Annotated in this window: 13 protein-coding genes; 8 read left to right on the forward strand and 5 right to left on the reverse strand. The window is 66.2% G+C overall.

Annotation, left to right across the window (positions count from 1 at the left end; all coding sequences use genetic code 11):
• Positions 1 to 17: 17 nt before the first annotated feature.
• On the reverse strand, positions 18 to 1,019 hold the full coding sequence (locus OSH10_RS12315) for a TRAP transporter substrate-binding protein (protein ID WP_266332058.1): 1,002 nt from the start codon (positions 1,017 to 1,019) through the stop codon (positions 18 to 20).
• A 13-nt stretch (positions 1,020 to 1,032) separates the two neighbouring features.
• Positions 1,033 to 2,895, reverse strand: a complete 1,863-nt coding sequence (locus OSH10_RS12320; RefSeq protein ID WP_266332060.1) for a TRAP transporter large permease subunit — start codon at positions 2,893 to 2,895, stop codon at positions 1,033 to 1,035.
• Positions 2,896 to 3,108: 213 nt separating this feature from the next.
• On the opposite strand from OSH10_RS12320, the gene OSH10_RS12325 reads away from it, so the two are divergent.
• From OSH10_RS12325 to OSH10_RS12340, 4 genes are all read left to right on the forward strand, one after another.
• Positions 3,109 to 3,819 (forward strand): pentapeptide repeat-containing protein, encoded by a 711-nt coding sequence (locus OSH10_RS12325; RefSeq protein WP_266332062.1) that lies wholly within the window; start codon positions 3,109 to 3,111, stop codon positions 3,817 to 3,819.
• Positions 3,820 to 3,938: 119 nt separating this feature from the next.
• On the forward strand, positions 3,939 to 4,106 hold the full coding sequence (locus tag OSH10_RS12330) for a hypothetical protein (protein WP_266332063.1): 168 nt from the start codon (positions 3,939 to 3,941) through the stop codon (positions 4,104 to 4,106).
• 621 nt (positions 4,107 to 4,727) lie between these two features.
• Positions 4,728 to 5,870 (forward strand): hypothetical protein, encoded by a 1,143-nt coding sequence (locus OSH10_RS12335; protein WP_266332064.1) that lies wholly within the window; start codon positions 4,728 to 4,730, stop codon positions 5,868 to 5,870.
• A 148-nt stretch (positions 5,871 to 6,018) separates the two neighbouring features.
• Entirely contained in the window at positions 6,019 to 7,989 is a 1,971-nt protein-coding gene (locus OSH10_RS12340; protein WP_266332065.1) for a hypothetical protein, read from the forward strand.
• A gap of 56 nt (positions 7,990 to 8,045) precedes the next feature.
• Here the strand turns inward: OSH10_RS12340 and OSH10_RS12345 are convergent, their stop codons facing one another.
• A complete protein-coding gene (locus OSH10_RS12345) occupies positions 8,046 to 8,669 on the reverse strand; it encodes an FMN-dependent NADH-azoreductase (RefSeq protein WP_266332066.1) in 624 nt (207 codons plus the stop codon).
• Between the two features lie 112 nt (positions 8,670 to 8,781).
• Between OSH10_RS12345 and OSH10_RS12350 the strand changes: the two genes are divergently transcribed.
• Complete coding sequence (locus OSH10_RS12350; protein ID WP_266332067.1) at positions 8,782 to 9,393, forward strand: TetR/AcrR family transcriptional regulator; 612 nt, start codon at positions 8,782 to 8,784, stop codon at positions 9,391 to 9,393.
• A 30-nt stretch (positions 9,394 to 9,423) separates the two neighbouring features.
• Here OSH10_RS12350 and cydC read toward each other — a convergent pair whose 3' ends face one another.
• Together cydC and cydD are read right to left on the reverse strand one after the other, a co-directional pair.
• On the reverse strand, positions 9,424 to 11,076 hold the full coding sequence (cydC, locus tag OSH10_RS12355) for a thiol reductant ABC exporter subunit CydC (RefSeq protein WP_266332069.1): 1,653 nt from the start codon (positions 11,074 to 11,076) through the stop codon (positions 9,424 to 9,426).
• Complete coding sequence (cydD, locus tag OSH10_RS12360; protein WP_266332070.1) at positions 11,076 to 12,848, reverse strand: thiol reductant ABC exporter subunit CydD; 1,773 nt, start codon at positions 12,846 to 12,848, stop codon at positions 11,076 to 11,078. Before cydD ends, cydC begins: the two co-directional genes overlap by 1 nt.
• Positions 12,849 to 12,995: 147 nt before the next feature.
• On the opposite strand from cydD, the gene OSH10_RS12365 reads away from it, so the two are divergent.
• Genes OSH10_RS12365 through cydX form a run of 3 tightly spaced genes read left to right on the forward strand, consistent with a single transcriptional unit; the run spans position 12,996 to position 15,896 of the window.
• Positions 12,996 to 14,585: a cytochrome ubiquinol oxidase subunit I gene (locus OSH10_RS12365; protein WP_266332071.1), complete on the forward strand. Its 1,590-nt coding sequence runs from the start codon at positions 12,996 to 12,998 to the stop codon at positions 14,583 to 14,585.
• A gap of 15 nt (positions 14,586 to 14,600) precedes the next feature.
• Positions 14,601 to 15,752, forward strand: a complete 1,152-nt coding sequence (gene cydB, locus OSH10_RS12370; protein ID WP_266332072.1) for a cytochrome d ubiquinol oxidase subunit II — start codon at positions 14,601 to 14,603, stop codon at positions 15,750 to 15,752.
• Positions 15,753 to 15,767: 15 nt separating this feature from the next.
• Positions 15,768 to 15,896, forward strand: coding sequence for a cytochrome bd-I oxidase subunit CydX (gene cydX / locus OSH10_RS12375; RefSeq protein ID WP_266332073.1), 129 nt, complete (start codon positions 15,768 to 15,770; stop codon positions 15,894 to 15,896).
• The last annotated feature ends 80 nt before the right edge of the window (positions 15,897 to 15,976 follow it).

A 15,976-nucleotide genomic window follows, 5' to 3' on the forward strand; every position in this document is an offset into this window, starting at 1 on the left:
GTCCGCAAGAGCGCCCCTCACCCGACTGCGCGGATCGCCTCGATCTTGTCCATGCCGCCGACCTTGCCGGCAAAGCTCTGCCAGACGGTGCGCGCGCCCTTCTCCCAGGCCGGGCGGTCTTCCGGCTGGACGATCTGGCCGCCATTCTGGGCCGCGAGCTGCATCGAGGCCGCTTCGTCGGCGATGATGAGCTCGTCGAAATAACGGGCGCCGTCGCTGGCAGCCGCCTGGAAGACGGCCCTTTGCCGCTCGTCCAGACGCTTCCAGAACGGCGCTGCGAAGACGACCACGCCGGAGGCCCAGATATGGCCGGTCTCGGTCAGATACGGCACCACCTCGTAGAGCTTGAAGCCGGCATAGGCGGATTTCGTCAGGTCCATGGCGTCGACGACGCCGGTCGACAGCGCGTTGTAGGTCTCGGGGATCGGGATCGCCGTCGGGTTGGCGCCGAAGGACGCCCAGAGTTCCGTGTGCAGCGGGCTCTGGATGACGCGGATGCGCTTGCCCCTCAGCTGTTCCGGCCGGGTGATTGCTTCCTTGGCCAGCAGATGGCGGGCGCCATAGTTGATGTAGTCTGCGACCACGAAATTCTCCGCGCCGAGCTTCTGTTTCAGTTCGGCGCCGAGATCGCCCTGTACGACCTTTCGGAGATGATCGCGATCGCGAAACAGGAAGGGCAGATCGAGGATCTGCGTCTCCGGCACCCAGCCCGACAGGGTCGAGATGGTGGAGAGGCTGGCCTGGATCGAGCCGAGGCGCAGGCCCTCGGCCACTTCCTTCTCGCCGCCCAGCGCCGCATTGGCGACGATGTTGAAGCGGAATGCGCCCGGCAGTTCCGCCTCGACCCTGTCTCGGATCCGCTCCCAGATCCTGGTCTCGGGCTTGTCCGGTCCCAGCAGCGAGGCAATCGTCAGCGACGTCGCGGCGGCGGCCCGGCCTACCAGAGCCGGGGTTGCGAGCGCGGCGAGGCCCAGTGTCGGGGCGGAGCGGAGGAACTGGCGGCGGGTGAACCGGGGCATGGGGGGAAGCTCTCTAGCGGACGGATGGAATGGCGAGGATCGCGCCCGCGCAAAGCAGCGCGAGCGCGGCCACGAGGGCGAACAGATAAGGCAGGATGGCGCGGAACAGCGCTCCCGCCGGCAGTTTCGTGACGCCGCTGACGACATAGACCAGCATGCCGACGGGCGGCGTCAGGCCGCCGATCATCAGATTGACCACCAGGATAACGCCGAAGTGGATCGGATCGATGCCGGCGGCGACCGCCAGCGGCAACAAGAGCGGCCCGAACAGCAGGATCGCCGCGCCGATATCGAGCACCAGCCCGACGACGAGCAGGATGAGATTGCCGAGCAGCAGGACGGCGACCGGGCTGCCGCCAAAACGATCGGCAAGGCTGGCCACCAGGCCTGAAATGTCATCGACGGCGAGGAGGAAGGCGAACGGCGCCGCCGTGCCGATCAACAGTCCGATCGCCGAGGCTTCTACGCCCGCCTGCCGGAACGCGGCATAGAGGCTTTTGGCGCCCAGCCGTCCGAACAGTCCGATGAGCAGCGTGTAGAGCGCGGCGAGCGCGGCGGCCTCGGTCGTGGTGACGACGCCAAGCCGGATGCCGGCGACGACGATGACGCCGAGGCCGAAGGCCGGGATCGCAGCGATGGCGGCGTTGCGGCGCTCGGCGGGCGTGGCGCGGGTCTCGGAACTGCGGACCCGGACCGTGAAATGGATGGCCAGCGCCAGCGCCGCGGCCATCACCGCGCCGGCGACGAAGCCGCCGACCAGCAGGCTGCCGACCGAAAGATTGGTCGCCGCCGCGAGGATCAGGAAGGCGATCGAGGGCGGGATGACATTATCGAGCACCGAGGTGGCGGCGATGATCGCGCCCGCCTGGGCCGGCGGATAGCCGCGCTTGACCAGCTCCGGCTGAAACGTGCTGGCCCCGAACGCGGCATTGGCGACCGAGGAACCCGAGGCGCCGGAGAACAGCACGCTCGTCAGGAGTGTCGTCTGCGCCAGCCCTGCCCGCTTGTGGCCGACCAGCGCGGCGGCAAAGCGCACAAGCTGGCCGGCGACACCGGAGGCGGTCAGCAAGCCGCCCGCGAGCAGGAAGAAGGGGATCGCCAGCAGCAGGAATTTCGACATGCCGGAAACGACGGAAGCGACCATGGCCGGTTCCGGCATGCTGCTGCCGAAGGGGATGGCGAGAAAAGCGGCGGCGAGAAACGCAAATGGCAGCGGCGCCGCAACCACGAGGCCAACCAGCGCGATCAGCCCGAGCGCCAGGCTGGCTGGCAGGTCGGCCGACAGGGATAGGCTGCTGCCGCCGATATAGAGCGCCGCTCCGATCACAAGGACGGCCAGCAGCAGCCAGGCCCTGCCCTCGGACAGGTGTTTCAGGATCACGACCAGCAGCGTCAGCGCCCCGCCAAGGCCCAGAAAGGCGAAGCGCACCCATTCCGGCAGGCCGAGCGTCGGCGAGACACCGCCGAGCATGGCGATGATTTCGCCACCACCGAAAACCAGCACCAGGCCGCCGACGATGACGAGGCTGTCGGCAAGCACCAGCGCGGCCCGTTGTCCGGCCGCCGGGAGGAGGCGGGTGAAGACGTCGAGGCGCATCGCCAGCGCGCCATGGATCGAGAGCGGCGCACCGATGGCGATCAGGGCGACATGCAGCCATATCGCCAGTTCGTCGGAGCCGAGAAAGGCACTGCCCAGCCCATAGCGCAGCCCGACCGAAAGCAGGACCACGGCCAGAAGCAGGGCGAGAATCCCGGCGCAGAGCGCGCCAAGCCCCGCCTCCAGCCACCCCAGAACGAGACCGGCGCGGATGGCAACGGTGCGTCGAGATCCCCGTGGTGCGCCGGGGGGCGAGGGTCTCGTCGCTTGGAGGATCATACGGCGGCCGTCCCTGCCATCCTGCGTCAGCGGATGTCCAAACGTGCCAAGGAATCACCGCGATCGCGGCATGACACTGCATCGGGCCTGCCTCGACAAGGGCTTGGGGGCCCGTCCGACCGCCTGGCATCGGGACGACGGGCGGGACCGGTGGGTATTGGGCGCGGCATGGGCTTGGGGTTACGGTGCCGGAAAAGCATCCAAGGCTGATTCATGACCCGACCGCCCGCTCCCGCCCCGACCCGCATCGTCGAAAACCTCGTAGCCGAGAAGATTCGGCTGACGACCCTGTTCGATGGCGAGACCGACTTTGCCAGGGCCCGCTTCGCCGATTGCCAGTTCATCGATTGCGACATGAAGGGCCTCCAACTCGCCGAGGCGAGCTTCGAGCGCTGCGATGTCTCGGGCAGCGATCTTCGCGGCGTCGAGGCGACCGGATCGCGGTGGAACGAGGTGCGCGCGCTGAAGGCGGTTCTTTCCGGCGCCGAGCTCGCGGACACGCACTTCGGCAACTGCAATATGAGCAACGCCGAATTCGTCCGCGCGCGATTGACCAATGCTCGCTTCGAGGATTGCAAGCTGACAGGCGGCGACTTCCAGGGCGCGGCAGCGATCGGCATCGCCTTCCGCCGCACCCGCCTGAACGGCGCGATGCTGCGCAACCTCTCTCTTCGCAAGGAGCGGATCGACGGCGTCGACTTCGCCGATGCCGATCTCGCCGGCGCCGATTTCCGCGATGCCGTTTTTCTCGATTCGTCGCTGCGCTCAGCCAGCCTCAGGGCCGCGAAATTCGAGGGCGCGGACCTGCGCGGCTGCGATCTCGGCGCCATCTCGCTGGCCGATGCCGGCCTTTTCCGCAAAGCAGTCATCTCCAAGGCGCAGGCGACGGAATTGTTGAAGGGCATCGGCCTGATCGTCATGTGAGGATGCCGCTTGCGCGCGAGATTACGTTGCGCGAACCTCCGGTTGCCCATGAGAAAGACGCTGTGCCGCCGGATAGCCCGGCGCATCGAAGCGAAGGGCCAACCAGAGGATGAGTTCCCATGCGCACCCTGCTTGCCGTTCTTGCCATCAGCGCCGGCCTGGCCAGCCTGTCGGGTTGCACCAGCAATCCCAACGCCCCCGCCATCAAGGCGATGGACGACCCGGTCAATGCCTGCGGTCCCGGCGGATCCAGCAACGAGAACGACTGCTCAAGCAACCGCCGCTGATCGGTCCCTTCTGCCAGGCAGTCGGATACCCCGCCTGCCTGGCTCGACCTGGGGTCGCCGGCCACGGACTGCGGATATGGCTTGGGCTTTGCCCACAGGCTGGTCGCGACGGTCTGCCCGCCTATATGGAGAAGAGGATCGCCGGAGCCCCATCACCGTTGAAGCGGCAACGAGGCTCAACGTTGCCGCTCGAACCGCACAGGTGAAGCAAGCTCATGCGCTCTCTCCTCCTGGCTTTCGCTGTCCTTTCGGGAAGTGCCTGCCTTCAGGGCTGCACGACCGATCCGAACTCCCCGGCCCTCAAGGCCATGGAGCCGGTCAATGCCTGCGGCCCGGGCGGCACCTCTGACATCAATGCTTGCTCGCGCAGCCGCGGCTGACAGCGCGGGGGGTTCCGATGGCGCTCCGGGTGGCGGTTGCTGCGGCCAACCGGGCGGCACCGGGATGCCGGAAAGCGTTCAGCGGATTCGGGCGGGTGCAATCCCCCGTTTCGACACGGGTGACGTTCATCACACGCTGGGCCGCCGTTCTTGCTCTCGCCATGAAGTGCGGCCAGAATGCCCGTCGGACCTTGCTTCGGCCTGTCGCCGAGCCCTCTCGATTCGTTCCTTGGAGGACATAATGAACCTGACAGTTTCCGGCTTCGCGGTGCGCGGCCTTACGCTCGCATCCGCGCTGATGCTGTCGACGGCGGCCTTCGCAGCACCCGACGCCCAGAAGATCGCAGACGCCTTCGTCGCCGCCGCCCAGGCCCGCGGCGAGGCCAAGGTCACGTTCGATTCGGCCAAGGCCGATGGCGACAACGTCACCCTCAGCAATGTGAAGATGACCGCCAAGCAGGGCGGCGACGTGACCATTCCGGCCATTGTCATCGAAAGCCCGATCGAGCGCACCAGCGGCGGCTTCACGGCAGCCAGCATCTCGTTCGACGCCGGCAAGATCGTCGACGAGCAGACGACCATCAGCTGGGACAAGGGCCTGTTCAAGGACGCCATCGTTCCCGCGCCGACCGAGATCAACTCGAAGGCCAAGATCACGCCGTTCTCGAACATGGAAGTATCGACCATCAGCGTCGTTTCCACCGAGACCCCCGCGCCGATCACCGTCGATGGTATCAACGTCTCGCTCGGCGACGTGATCGAGGGCGCGCCGAATGACGGCCAGCTCCGCGTCAGCGGTGTCACCATTCCCGGCGAAGTCCTGAAGTCGGACGAGCAGACCAAGGATTGGGTCGAACAGCTGGGCTACGACAAGCTCAACTTCGACGTCGGCATCGACGGCGCCTATGACAATTCCAAGCAGAGCTTTACCTTCCGCTCCATCAGCCTCGACGGCAGGGATGTCGGCAAGCTGGTGATCACCGGCACGTTCGGCGGCCTGCCGCGCGACAAGCTGCAGGATCCGGACAAGCTCTCGGAACTCGCCGCCACCGCCACCGTCGACAACGCCAAGATCCGCTTCGACAATGCCGGCATTGTCGGCCGCGTGATCGCGATGCAGGCGAAGCAGATGGGCGCTACCCCGGAGCAGTTCGTCGACCAGATCAGCGGCGCGCTGCCGCTGCTGCTTTCGGTCGTTGGCAACCAGGGATTCCAGGATCGCATCGCCATGGCGGCGACCGCCTTCCTCAAGGACCCGCAGTCGCTGACCATCACCGCCGAGCCTGGCAATCCGGTTCCGATCATGCAGATCTTCGGCGCCGCTTCGACCGCGCCGCAGACGCTGCCGGACGTTCTGGCCGTCGACATCCAGGCCAACCAGTAAGCGCCTGCGAAAGCTGCGCGCCCCGGCGCGCCAAATGGATCCCGGGCGGCGCAAACCGCCCGGTTTTTCTTGTCCCGGATCGGGAAAACAGACTTTAATGGTCGATCACTCGCCGAGCCGGATCGACCCGATGCCAATGGAGCACCCTATGAGCCGTTCGTCGCTACGTGTCCGTCTTCTCGCCGCCGGTGTCAGCGCCGTGGCCATGACGGCCTCGTTGCCGGCGCTTGCCGAGGAGCCGATCGAGACGGCGATCCGCCACTGGATCTCGACGCTCGACGCCTCGCCAAACTGGGTCGCCGGCTTTTCCGAGCTTTCCTATGACGAGGGCCAGCGCACCGCGACGCTGCGCAACCTGACCATCCGCAGCGAGACGCTGGCGACCAAGCTGGAAATCAGCTTCGGCAACATCGCCATCACCAATTACGCCGAGACTGCCGATGGCGGCTTCAAGGCGAGCGAGATCACCGCCGACAGCGGCAAGCTGGTGGTGGGCGACCTCGGCAGCTCGAAGCTCACCGACATCCGCGTCGACAATCTCGCGGTCCCGAGCTTCGTCAATTACGTCTTCGACCAGAACCGCATCTTTACCTCGCTCGCCAAGGGCTGGGGCATCATTGCCAAGGCTTCCGTCGACAGCGTGCGTGTCGGCCGAATCGAGGCGACCGAGACCAGCGAGGGCCAGACGTCCGCCGCCAGCTTCGGCTCCTACGAGCTGAAGGGGATGGCGAACGGCGTCATCGACCAGGTGACGATCGGCCCCGTCTCGCAGGAAATGCCTTCGCCCGACGGCCTGCTGAAATTCACGATCGACAAGATCGAAGCGCGCAAATACGACCTCGACGCGATCTCGGCCGTGTTCGATCCCGAGCGCTATGTCGGCGGTGTCGGCGACGGCAAGTGGCGCACCGCGCTCGGCCTCGAAATCTATCGCAACTTCTCGATCGAGATGCCCGGCGCGTCGATCCGCATGGGCTCGTTCGAGATGGAGAATCTTCGCCTCCGCCAGCCCCCGAAGAGCTTCACCAGCTTCCTGGACACCATGCTGGCGACCGCCGACCGGCCGGAAGAAGAACTGGCGCAGATGGTCCGCGAGCATCTCGCCGGGCTGTTCAGCTTCGCCGGCGTCGGCACGGTGCGCTTCACCGATCTGGATGTGACCGCGCCCGAGGTCGAGCGCTTCCATCTCGGCGATTTCCACATCAATGATTTCTCGAGCGACGGCATCGGCGAAATCGGCGTGCGCGATCTGGATGTCGCCATCCAGGACAAGGGTTCGCTTGGCGCCGAGCGGCTCGCGGTCGGGGGCTTCAAGTTCCCGCCGCCCGATCTGCTGGTCTCGTCGATCTTCACCAGCCTGGGCGGCGGCGAATTCGACCCCACGCCAGTGATGCCGACCATGGGATTCGCCGAAGCCGTGGGCGTCGACGTCACGCAGGGCGGCAAGAAGCTCGGCGCGCTCGACCGCGCGCGCATCGATCTCGGCGCCTATATCGGCCCGGTGCCGACCAGCATCACCAGCGACGTCCGCGGGCTCGATCTCGACCTGTCGCAGATCGACGACCGCCGCGCCCGCGAGATGATCAAGGGCCTCGGCTATGACCGGCTGGTTGCCGATTACGGCTTCCGCCTCTCCTGGCGCGAAGCGGATGAGAGCGTCATCCTCGACGGCTTCAAGCTCGCCATCCAGGACCTGGCGACGATGAACGTCGACGCCACGCTGACCGGGCTGACGCGCCAGGCGATCGAGAATCCGAAGACGCTGGAGGGAGCCATGGCTTCCCTGCTGTTCACGCGTGGCAAGCTGTCGATCGAGGACAAGTCGATCGTCGAGCGCGCCGTCGGCATGCAGGCGAAGAAGATGAATGTCGATCCGGACAAGTTCCGCCAACAGATCGCCGGCGCGTTGCCGCTGTTCCTGATGGTGCTGAAGAACCCTGGCTTCCAGGCCAAGCTGGCGCCGGCGCTGCAGGCTTTCATCAAGGCGCCAGGCACGATGACCATCACCGCCGAGCCGACGACGCCGGTGCCGGTGATGACGCTGATCGAAACGGCGGACAGCGCACCGCAAAAGCTCCCCGATCTCCTGCAGATCGAGATCAAGACCAACACCCCGTAACGCAAACGGCCGGATCGCAAGATCCGGCCGTTTCACTTCGAGGCCCGATAACGGCCTCAGGCGGCGATGGCGCGCGCCGTTTCCGAAGCCTTGATCTCGGCGGCGGCGACCGCGCTGGCAGCCTGCTCCGCGCCGAAGGCCACGCCCTCGACCGTGATCTCCTCAACATCCTTGAGGCCGACGAAGGCCAGGATGAAGCGCAGATAGGGCAACTGGAAATCGGCCGGCTTCATCGGACCTTCCGAATAGATGCCGCCCTTCGACTCGACCAGCACGACGCGCTTGCCGGTGACGAGGCCAACCGGTGCGTTGTCGACATAGGCGAAGGTCCGGCCGGCACGCGCGATATAGTCGAGCCAGGTCTTCAGCGTCGAGGTGATGGTGAAATTGATCATCGCCGAGGCGATCACGATGATGTCCGCGGCGAAGAGTTCGTCGATCAGCGTGTCGGAGAGGGCGACGGCCGCCGCCTGGGTTTCCGTGCGGGCCTCGGCGGGCGTGAACAGTGCGCCGAGATAGGCCTCGTCGACATGCGGCAGCGGATCGGCGGCGAGGTCGCGGCGAACAACCGTGGCGCTCGGGTTATGCGCGACCAGATCGGCGAGAACGCGCTCGGCGACCTTGCTGGAATGCGAAGCGCCGCCACGGGGGCTCGAGGTAACGAAAAGGATGTTGGTCATCGGTCTTCCCTTCACTATGTTACGGAAACCGGCCCAAATCCGGGGGGAACTGCGTCGATACCGTAGAGTAACATTATTAAATGTTACTCCTAGGTAACATCGAGTCAACGAGATGGAAGTGAAGATCGCTGAACAGTCTGTTCACAGCAGCCCCGCCGTACGGGCGCTGCCGCCGCGCGAGCGTATCCTGATCGCCGCGCGCCAGCTGTTCGCGCGCCACGGGGTGCATGGCGTTGGCGTGGAGGCGGTCGCCGAGGCAGCCGGCACCAATAAGATGACGCTCTATCGGCATTTCGAATCGAAGGACCTGCTGGTCGCCGAATATCTGCGCGGACTGGCGGCAGAGGGCTCTGCCATCTGGTGCGAGATCGAAAACGAGCATCCGGGCGAGCCGCTGGCGCAAATCGACGCCTGGCTGCAGCGCATCGCCAATCACGCCGAGCACGGCAATGAGAGCGGCTGCGCGCTGGCCAGCGCCGCGATCCAGATCACCGATCCGGCTCATCCCGGCCGTCAGGTGCTGGAGGCGCATACACGCCAGCACCGGGACAATCTGATCCGCATCTGCCGCGCCTCAGGGTTGGCCGAGCCCGAACTGCTGGCGGACCAGTTATTCCTGCTGATCGAGGGATCGCGCGTCGCCTGGCAGAATGCCGAAGGCGGCAAGCCGACCAGCACCCTCGCCGCACTGGCCGCCGGCATCATCGCCTCGCACCGGCGGTAGCGATCGGGCCTTCTGGGCACCGTCCTTCGCTCATCCCACCGGCGTCAGCACGCCGCCCTCCAGTCGATAGATCCGATCCACCGCGCCGGGGGGGATCGCAGCGTGGGTCGCGAGGATCAGCGTGCGTCCCGTGGTAACGGCCAGAAGATCCGCCAGGAACTCCGCCTCGGTCGGCCGGTCGAGCCCGGCCGTGGGCTCATCGAGAAGCAGCACGGGAGCCGGTGACAGCAAGGTACGGGCCAGGCAGAGACGGCGCGCCTGCCCGGCCGACAGCGTCTCGCCGGATTCGCCGAGCCAGGTATCGAGCCCTTGCGGAAGGGCGCGGACGAAGTCATCGAGCCGCGCCTTTTCAAGGACGATGTGGAGCATCGCGTCATCGGCGGCTGGATCGGCAATCCTCAGATTGTCCCGGATCGTGCCGATGAAGACCGGCGCGTCCTGCGACAGAAGCGCGACATGGCCATGCAGATCAGTCTGGGCGAGCCGGCGGATATCGATGCCTCCGATCTGGATGCGGCCGGAATCAACGTCCATCAGCCGCAGCAGCAGGCCGAGCAAGGTCGACTTGCCGGAGCCGCTTTCGCCGAGGATGGCAATGCGCTCGCCGGGATGGAGGGTCAGATTGAGGCCGGCCAGGATCGACTGGTCGCGGCCATAGGTGAAGCCGACCTTCTCGAACGTGATATCGCCGGTCGGGGGGATGGCGACCGGATTTGCGGGATCGACGATGCCCGGCTGCATGTCGACCAGCGACTGCACGCGGCCCGCGGCCGCGCTCGCGGCTCCCAGTCGCCCTGCCCCGCGCAGGATCGGCCCGGCGACCTCGAACACGGCCATCACGGCGAGCAGCGCGCCGACGAGCACCGGGCCGGTGACGCGGCCCTGTTCGAGAACCGGCAGGCCGACGAAGAGGGTGGCGATCGCGGTCACGCCGGTGCCGAGAACGACGAAGGCCGGGCCGAAGGCGATCCGCCAGGACTGACGAAGCCGCGTCCTGCGCAAGGCGGCCGCCGCGTCGTCGACCGTGCGACGGGCGCCGTCGACGGCGCCAAGTGTCACGAGATCGGCGTGGCCGTCGATGCCATCCAGCACGGCGACGCGCAGATCCGCCGCCGTGCGCACCGTCGCGGCTCCGGTGTGGCGACCCGCGAGCCCGATCATCAGGGGAACGAACAGCGTCGTCAGTCCGAAACCGACCAGGGCGACGGGCAGCGCCTCCGGCAGCACCAGCCACAGGAACAGGCCAAGGCCGAGCGCGCCGAGGATGGCGGTGGCCACCGGGGCGACCACTTGCAGGAACATCATGTCGAGCGTCTCGACGTCGGCGGTGAGCCGCGCGACGAAATCGCCCGTCCGGTGCGCCGCCGCCTTCAGCGGCACCAGCGGGATCAGCCTGGAGAAAACCCGCACCCGGATATCCGACAGGATCTTGAAGGTGGTGGCATGCCCGGCGAGGCGTTCCCCATAGCGCGAGACGATGCGCAGGAACGAGAAGCCCCGAACCATCGCCGAGGGCCCGAACAGGTTGAAGGTCATGGCCGAGGTCGCCAGCGCCGCGCCGGTCAGGAACCAGCCGGAGACGCCGAAAAGGGCGACGCCGGCCGCCAGCGTCATGCAGGAGAGCAACAGCGCCAGCAGCAGACCGCCGGCCCGGGTGGCGTAGAGGCTGAAAAGAAGCCGCATCAGGCCACTCCCTGCAGGATGGAGGCAGCCGGCCGGGCGTTCCTTGCGACAATGCGCCGGCGATCGTCGATTTCGCAGATACGGTCCATCCGCTCCGCCACCGCCATCGAGTGGGTCGCGATCAGCAGGGTGCGGCCGGCGGCGAATTCGAGCACGGCACGCAGGATTCGGGCCTCCGTCTCGACATCGAGATGGGCGGTGGGTTCATCGAGCAGCACCAGCGCGGGATCGCGCAGGAAGATGCGGGCGAGCGCCACACGCTGCGCCTCGCCGCCCGACAGCCCCCTGCCCCGCTCCCCGACCGGCGTCTCCAGGCCTTCGGGCAGGCGAGCGGCGAAGTCCAGCACGCAGGCTTGCTCTGCCGCCGCGCGCACATCGGCGTCGGTCGCATCGGCGCGGCCGAGCCGGATGTTGCTGGCGATCGTGCCGTGGAACAGGCGCGGCCGCTGGCCAAGCGCTGCCACATGCCGGCGAAGCGCCGCTTCGCCGATATCCTCGAGCGGAACACCGCCGAGTTCGACGAGGCCCTGGTGACCGCGGAGCCGGGCCAGCACCTCGATCAGCGTCGACTTGCCGATGCCGCTCGGGCCGAGCAGCGCGACGGTTTCGCCGGGCGCGATGTCGAGCGTCGCATCGGCCAGGATGGCGCCGCGATCCTGCGTCTCCACGGTCAGGTGGCGGGCCGTGACGCCGATCGCGCTGTCCGGCGCCCAGGCGATGCCCGGCGTCGCGATCGACTCGTCTACGGCAGGCAGGTTCTCGAAGGTCGCCGCGAGGCTCGTCACCGCTGCCTTGGCGGAGGCACGGTCGTGATAATTGGCCGCCAGCGTGCGCAGCGGCAAATAGACCTCCGGCGCCATCAGCAGGCAGAACAGTCCCGCCTGCAGGCCGAGTTCCGCCCCGCGCAAATCGAGCAGGCCGATATAGGTCAGGCCGACATAGAGCGCGACGCCGGCAACCCCGAGGGCGGCGAAAAACTCAAGCACCGCGGAGGACAGGAAGGCGATCCGCAGCACGGCCAGGGTGCGCGACGCAAACTCGTCGCTGGCGCTGCGGACCCGGACGATCTCGTCCTCGGCCCGTCCGAACAGCTTCAGCACCAGCAGGCCGCGCAGCCGGTCGGCAAACATGCCGGACAGGCGCGACAGAGCGGTCAGGTGCTGACGGCTCGCCGCTTCCGCGCCCCAGCCGGCCAGCGCCATGAACAGCGGAATGAGCGGCGCGGTGACGAGCAGAACGAGACCGACGACGAGATCGACCGGCATCAGGCCGACCGCGAAGGCGATGGGCACCACGGCGGCGGCGATCATCGCCGGCACGAAGCGGGAAAAATAGCCGTCGAGCGCCTCGACCTGGTCGAGGATCTGGCTTGCCAGTTCGCCGGAAGAACGCTGGCGCATCCAGTCCGGCCCGCGCCGCATCAGCGTCGCGAACAGGTCGCGGCGGATCGCCTGCTTGATATCCTCGGCGGCCCGAATTCCGGCCGCCTCGCCGACCCATGCCAGCGCGGCGCGCGCGACCACGAGTCCGACCAGTCCAAGAATGGCGGCCGCCTGGGAGGCGCTCGCCAGTTGGTCGACGATGGCGCGATGCAGGATCGTCGCCAGGAGATAGGCCTGCGCCACCGTCAGGCAGGCGCCGACGAGCGGCACGATGATCGCGATTCCCGTGGCGCGACGGCCGACGCGTCCGCGCGCCCGCAGCCACTTGGTTTCATTGACGGGCGGACGCACGGGCCCCGCAGCGTTCGCGGCAGATTCGACGGTGTTCATGCATCCATTCTTACAGGATTGATGGTCTAATTGGCCCAGCCTGTGCCAATCGACCGCACGTGACAGCACGCTGCATTGATTTCGCTCAATGTCGGAGGCCTTATGGCTGCGTAGTTTTAAATCCTGGCGACTCAAAAGGTATAGGCCATGATTGATATCGATATTGTAACCCTGTCGAGGCTGCAGTTCGCGGCCACGGCGATGTATCACTTTCTTTTCGTTCCCTTGACGCTCGGGCTCTCTTTCCTGATGGCGATCATGGAGAGCGTCTATGTTATGACGGGCCGCGAAATCTGGCGGCGCATGACCCTATTCTGGGGTACCTGTTTCGGCATCAACTTCGCCATGGGCGTTGCGACCGGCGTCGTGATGGAATTCCAGTTCGGCATGAACTGGTCGTACTACAGTCACTATGTCGGCGACATCTTCGGCGCGCCGCTGGCGCTCGAAGGACTGATGGCCTTCTTCCTCGAGGCGTCGTTCATCGGCCTGTTCTTCTTTGGCTGGGACCGCATGTCCAAGGTCGGCCACCTGGTCGTCACCTGGCTGGTCGCCTTTGGCGCCAATTTCTCGGCGCTGTGGATTCTGGTCGCCAATGGCTGGATGCAGCATCCGGTCGGCGCGGTCTTCAATCCCGACACCATGCGCATGGAAGTCACCGACTTCATGGCCGTGATATTCAATCCGGTTGCCCAGGCCAAGTTCGTCCACACGGTCAGCGCGGGTTATGTCACCGGCGCCATGTTCGTGATGGCCGTCAGCGCCTGGTATCTGCTGCGCGGACGCCACCAGGAATTCGCCAAGCGCTCGATGGCCGTTGCCGCCAGCTTCGGCTTGGCAGCAGCCCTGTCCGTCGTCGTGCTCGGTGACGAGAGCGGCTACGTGACGACCGAGAACCAGAAGATGAAGATCGCCGGCATGGAAGCCATGTGGCACACCGAGCCGGCTCCCGCCGCGATCAACGTCATTGCCTTCCCCAACATGGAGAAGCAGGAAAACAGCTTCGCCATCAGCGTCCCCTATCTGCTCGGCATCATCGGCACGCGCTCGCTGACGAAGGAGCTTCCGGGCATCGTGAACCTGGTCGATACCGCGCATGACAAGATCCGCGACGGCATCGAGGCCTATGTCGCCCTGCAGAAGGTTCGCGCCAATCCGGCCGATGCCGAAGCGCGCGCCGTATTCGACGCCAAGTGGCCGAACCTCGGCTATGGCCTGCTGGTCAAGCAGTTCCGCACTGACATCGAGAACGCCACGCCGGAAGACATCACCAAGGCGGCGAATTCGACGATCCCGAACGTGCCGGTGCTGTTCTGGAGCTTCCGCGTGATGGTGGGTCTCGGCTTCTATTTCATCGCCTTCTTCGGCGCCGCGTTCTGGATTGCATCGCGTCACAAGCTCGGCGAGAAGCGCTGGACCCTGTGGCTGGCGCTCTTCAGCCTGCCGCTGCCCTGGCTCGCGATCGAATCCGGCTGGCTGCTGGCTGAATATGGCCGTCAGCCCTGGGCGATCGAAGGCGTGTTGCCGACCTTCTACGCGGCATCCGGGCTCACGCTCTGGGACCTCGCCATCAGCCTCGCCCTGTTCCTGGCGATCTACACCGTGCTGGCGATCATCGAGGTCGTGCTGATGGTCAAGACCATCAAGAAGGGACCGCTGGACCACAACCCCTTCGAGTCCGCTCCTGCTGGTGCCGGTGTCCTGCCGGTGACGGCAGCCGCCGCTCCGAAGCTCTGATCCGCGAGGTATGCGATGAGTAACATTGTGCCTGTCGACTATGAGACGCTCCGCCTCATCTGGTGGCTACTGCTCGGCATCCTGCTGATCGGCTTCGCAATCATGGACGGCTTCGATCTCGGCATCGGCGCCCTCCTGCCCTTCGTCGCCAAGACGGACGAGGAACGGCGTATCGTGATCAACGTGGTCGGCCCGGTCTGGGAAGGCAACCAGGTCTGGCTGATCCTGGGCGGCGGCGCGATCTTCGCCGCCTTCCCCCTGCTCTATGCCGTGTCGTTCTCCGGCCTCTATCTGGCGATGATGGTGATCCTGATCGCCCTCATCCTGCGGCCGGTCGGCTTCAAGTATCGCAGCAAGATCGGCGATACCGGCTGGCGCTCGAAGTGGGACATGGTGCTGTGCTTCTGCGGCACCGTCCCGGCCCTGATCCTCGGCGTTGCCGTCGGCAACGTGCTGCTCGGCCTGCCCTTCGAGCTCGACGGCACGCTGCGGACCTTCTACCGCGGCAACTTCTTCCAGCTGCTGACGCCGTTCGCGCTTGTGGCCGGCCTCGTCAGCCTCTCCATGCTGATCATGCATGGCGCGGCGCTGCTGACCTGGAAGACGTCGGGCCCGATCGCCGACCGGGCGCGGACCTATGGCCGCTGGGCCGCTCTCGCCGCGATCGTATTGTTCGCCCTGGCCGGCGTCTGGGTTGCCTATGGTATCGGCGGTCATGTCCTGACCAGCGCCATCGACCCCAACGGCCCGTCCAACCCGCTCGGCAAGACGGCGATGGTCGAAACCGGCGCCTGGCTGGCCAACTACAAGACCTATCCCTGGATGATGATCGCGCCGATCGCGGGCTTTGTAGGCCTGGTGCTGGCCCTCATCGGCTTCACCATCCGCAAGCCGGCCATGACCTTCATCACCTCGGGGCTGGGCATCTTCGGTATCATCGCGACGGCAGGCGTCTCGCTCTTCCCGTTCCTGCTGCCGTCCTCGATCAACCCCAATGCCGGCCTGACGATCTGGGACGCCTCGTCCTCGCACCTGACGCTCTGGATCATGCTGCTCTCGACCTGCTTCTTCCTGCCGATCGTCCTGCTCTACACGGCCTTCATCTACAGGGTCATGCGCGGCAAGGTGACAGGAGACAGCATGGCCAAGAACCCCAACGCCTACTGAGTGGAGGACAAAGCAATGTGGTATTTCTCCTGGATCCTCGGCCTCAGCCTGGCCTGTGCCTTCGGCATCCTGAACGCCATGTGGTACGAGTTGCGCGACGATCGGCTGAAGGGCCGCGTGGCGATCACGCCGGCCGAAGACTAGCCGGCTGAACCGGCGCGACCCGCGCCGGCCCCGACACAAGCGACCGCCTTGCGCGATCTTCGGATCCCGTCTGGCGGTCG

This window comes from Kaistia defluvii, from assembly GCF_026343955.1.
In the GTDB taxonomy this organism is placed as follows: Bacteria; Pseudomonadota; Alphaproteobacteria; order Rhizobiales; family Kaistiaceae; genus Kaistia; species Kaistia defluvii.

Bases quoted from the DNA above. Each gene is read 5' to 3' on its own strand.
- OSH10_RS12315 (WP_266332058.1), bottom strand. From the start codon at position 1,019: ATGCCCCGGTTCACCCGCCGCCAGTTCCTCCGCTCCGCCCCGACACTG.
- OSH10_RS12320 (WP_266332060.1), bottom strand. From the start codon at position 2,895: ATGATCCTCCAAGCGACGAGACCCTCGCCCCCCGGCGCACCACGGGGA.
- OSH10_RS12325 (WP_266332062.1), top strand. From the start codon at position 3,109: ATGACCCGACCGCCCGCTCCCGCCCCGACCCGCATCGTCGAAAACCTC.
- OSH10_RS12330 (WP_266332063.1), top strand. From the start codon at position 3,939: ATGCGCACCCTGCTTGCCGTTCTTGCCATCAGCGCCGGCCTGGCCAGC.
- OSH10_RS12335 (WP_266332064.1), top strand. From the start codon at position 4,728: ATGAACCTGACAGTTTCCGGCTTCGCGGTGCGCGGCCTTACGCTCGCA.
- OSH10_RS12340 (WP_266332065.1), top strand. From the start codon at position 6,019: ATGAGCCGTTCGTCGCTACGTGTCCGTCTTCTCGCCGCCGGTGTCAGC.
- OSH10_RS12345 (WP_266332066.1), bottom strand. From the start codon at position 8,669: ATGACCAACATCCTTTTCGTTACCTCGAGCCCCCGTGGCGGCGCTTCG.
- OSH10_RS12350 (WP_266332067.1), top strand. From the start codon at position 8,782: ATGGAAGTGAAGATCGCTGAACAGTCTGTTCACAGCAGCCCCGCCGTA.
- cydC (WP_266332069.1), bottom strand. From the start codon at position 11,076: ATGCGGCTTCTTTTCAGCCTCTACGCCACCCGGGCCGGCGGTCTGCTG.
- cydD (WP_266332070.1), bottom strand. From the start codon at position 12,848: ATGAACACCGTCGAATCTGCCGCGAACGCTGCGGGGCCCGTGCGTCCG.
- OSH10_RS12365 (WP_266332071.1), top strand. From the start codon at position 12,996: ATGATTGATATCGATATTGTAACCCTGTCGAGGCTGCAGTTCGCGGCC.
- cydB (WP_266332072.1), top strand. From the start codon at position 14,601: ATGAGTAACATTGTGCCTGTCGACTATGAGACGCTCCGCCTCATCTGG.
- cydX (WP_266332073.1), top strand. From the start codon at position 15,768: ATGTGGTATTTCTCCTGGATCCTCGGCCTCAGCCTGGCCTGTGCCTTC.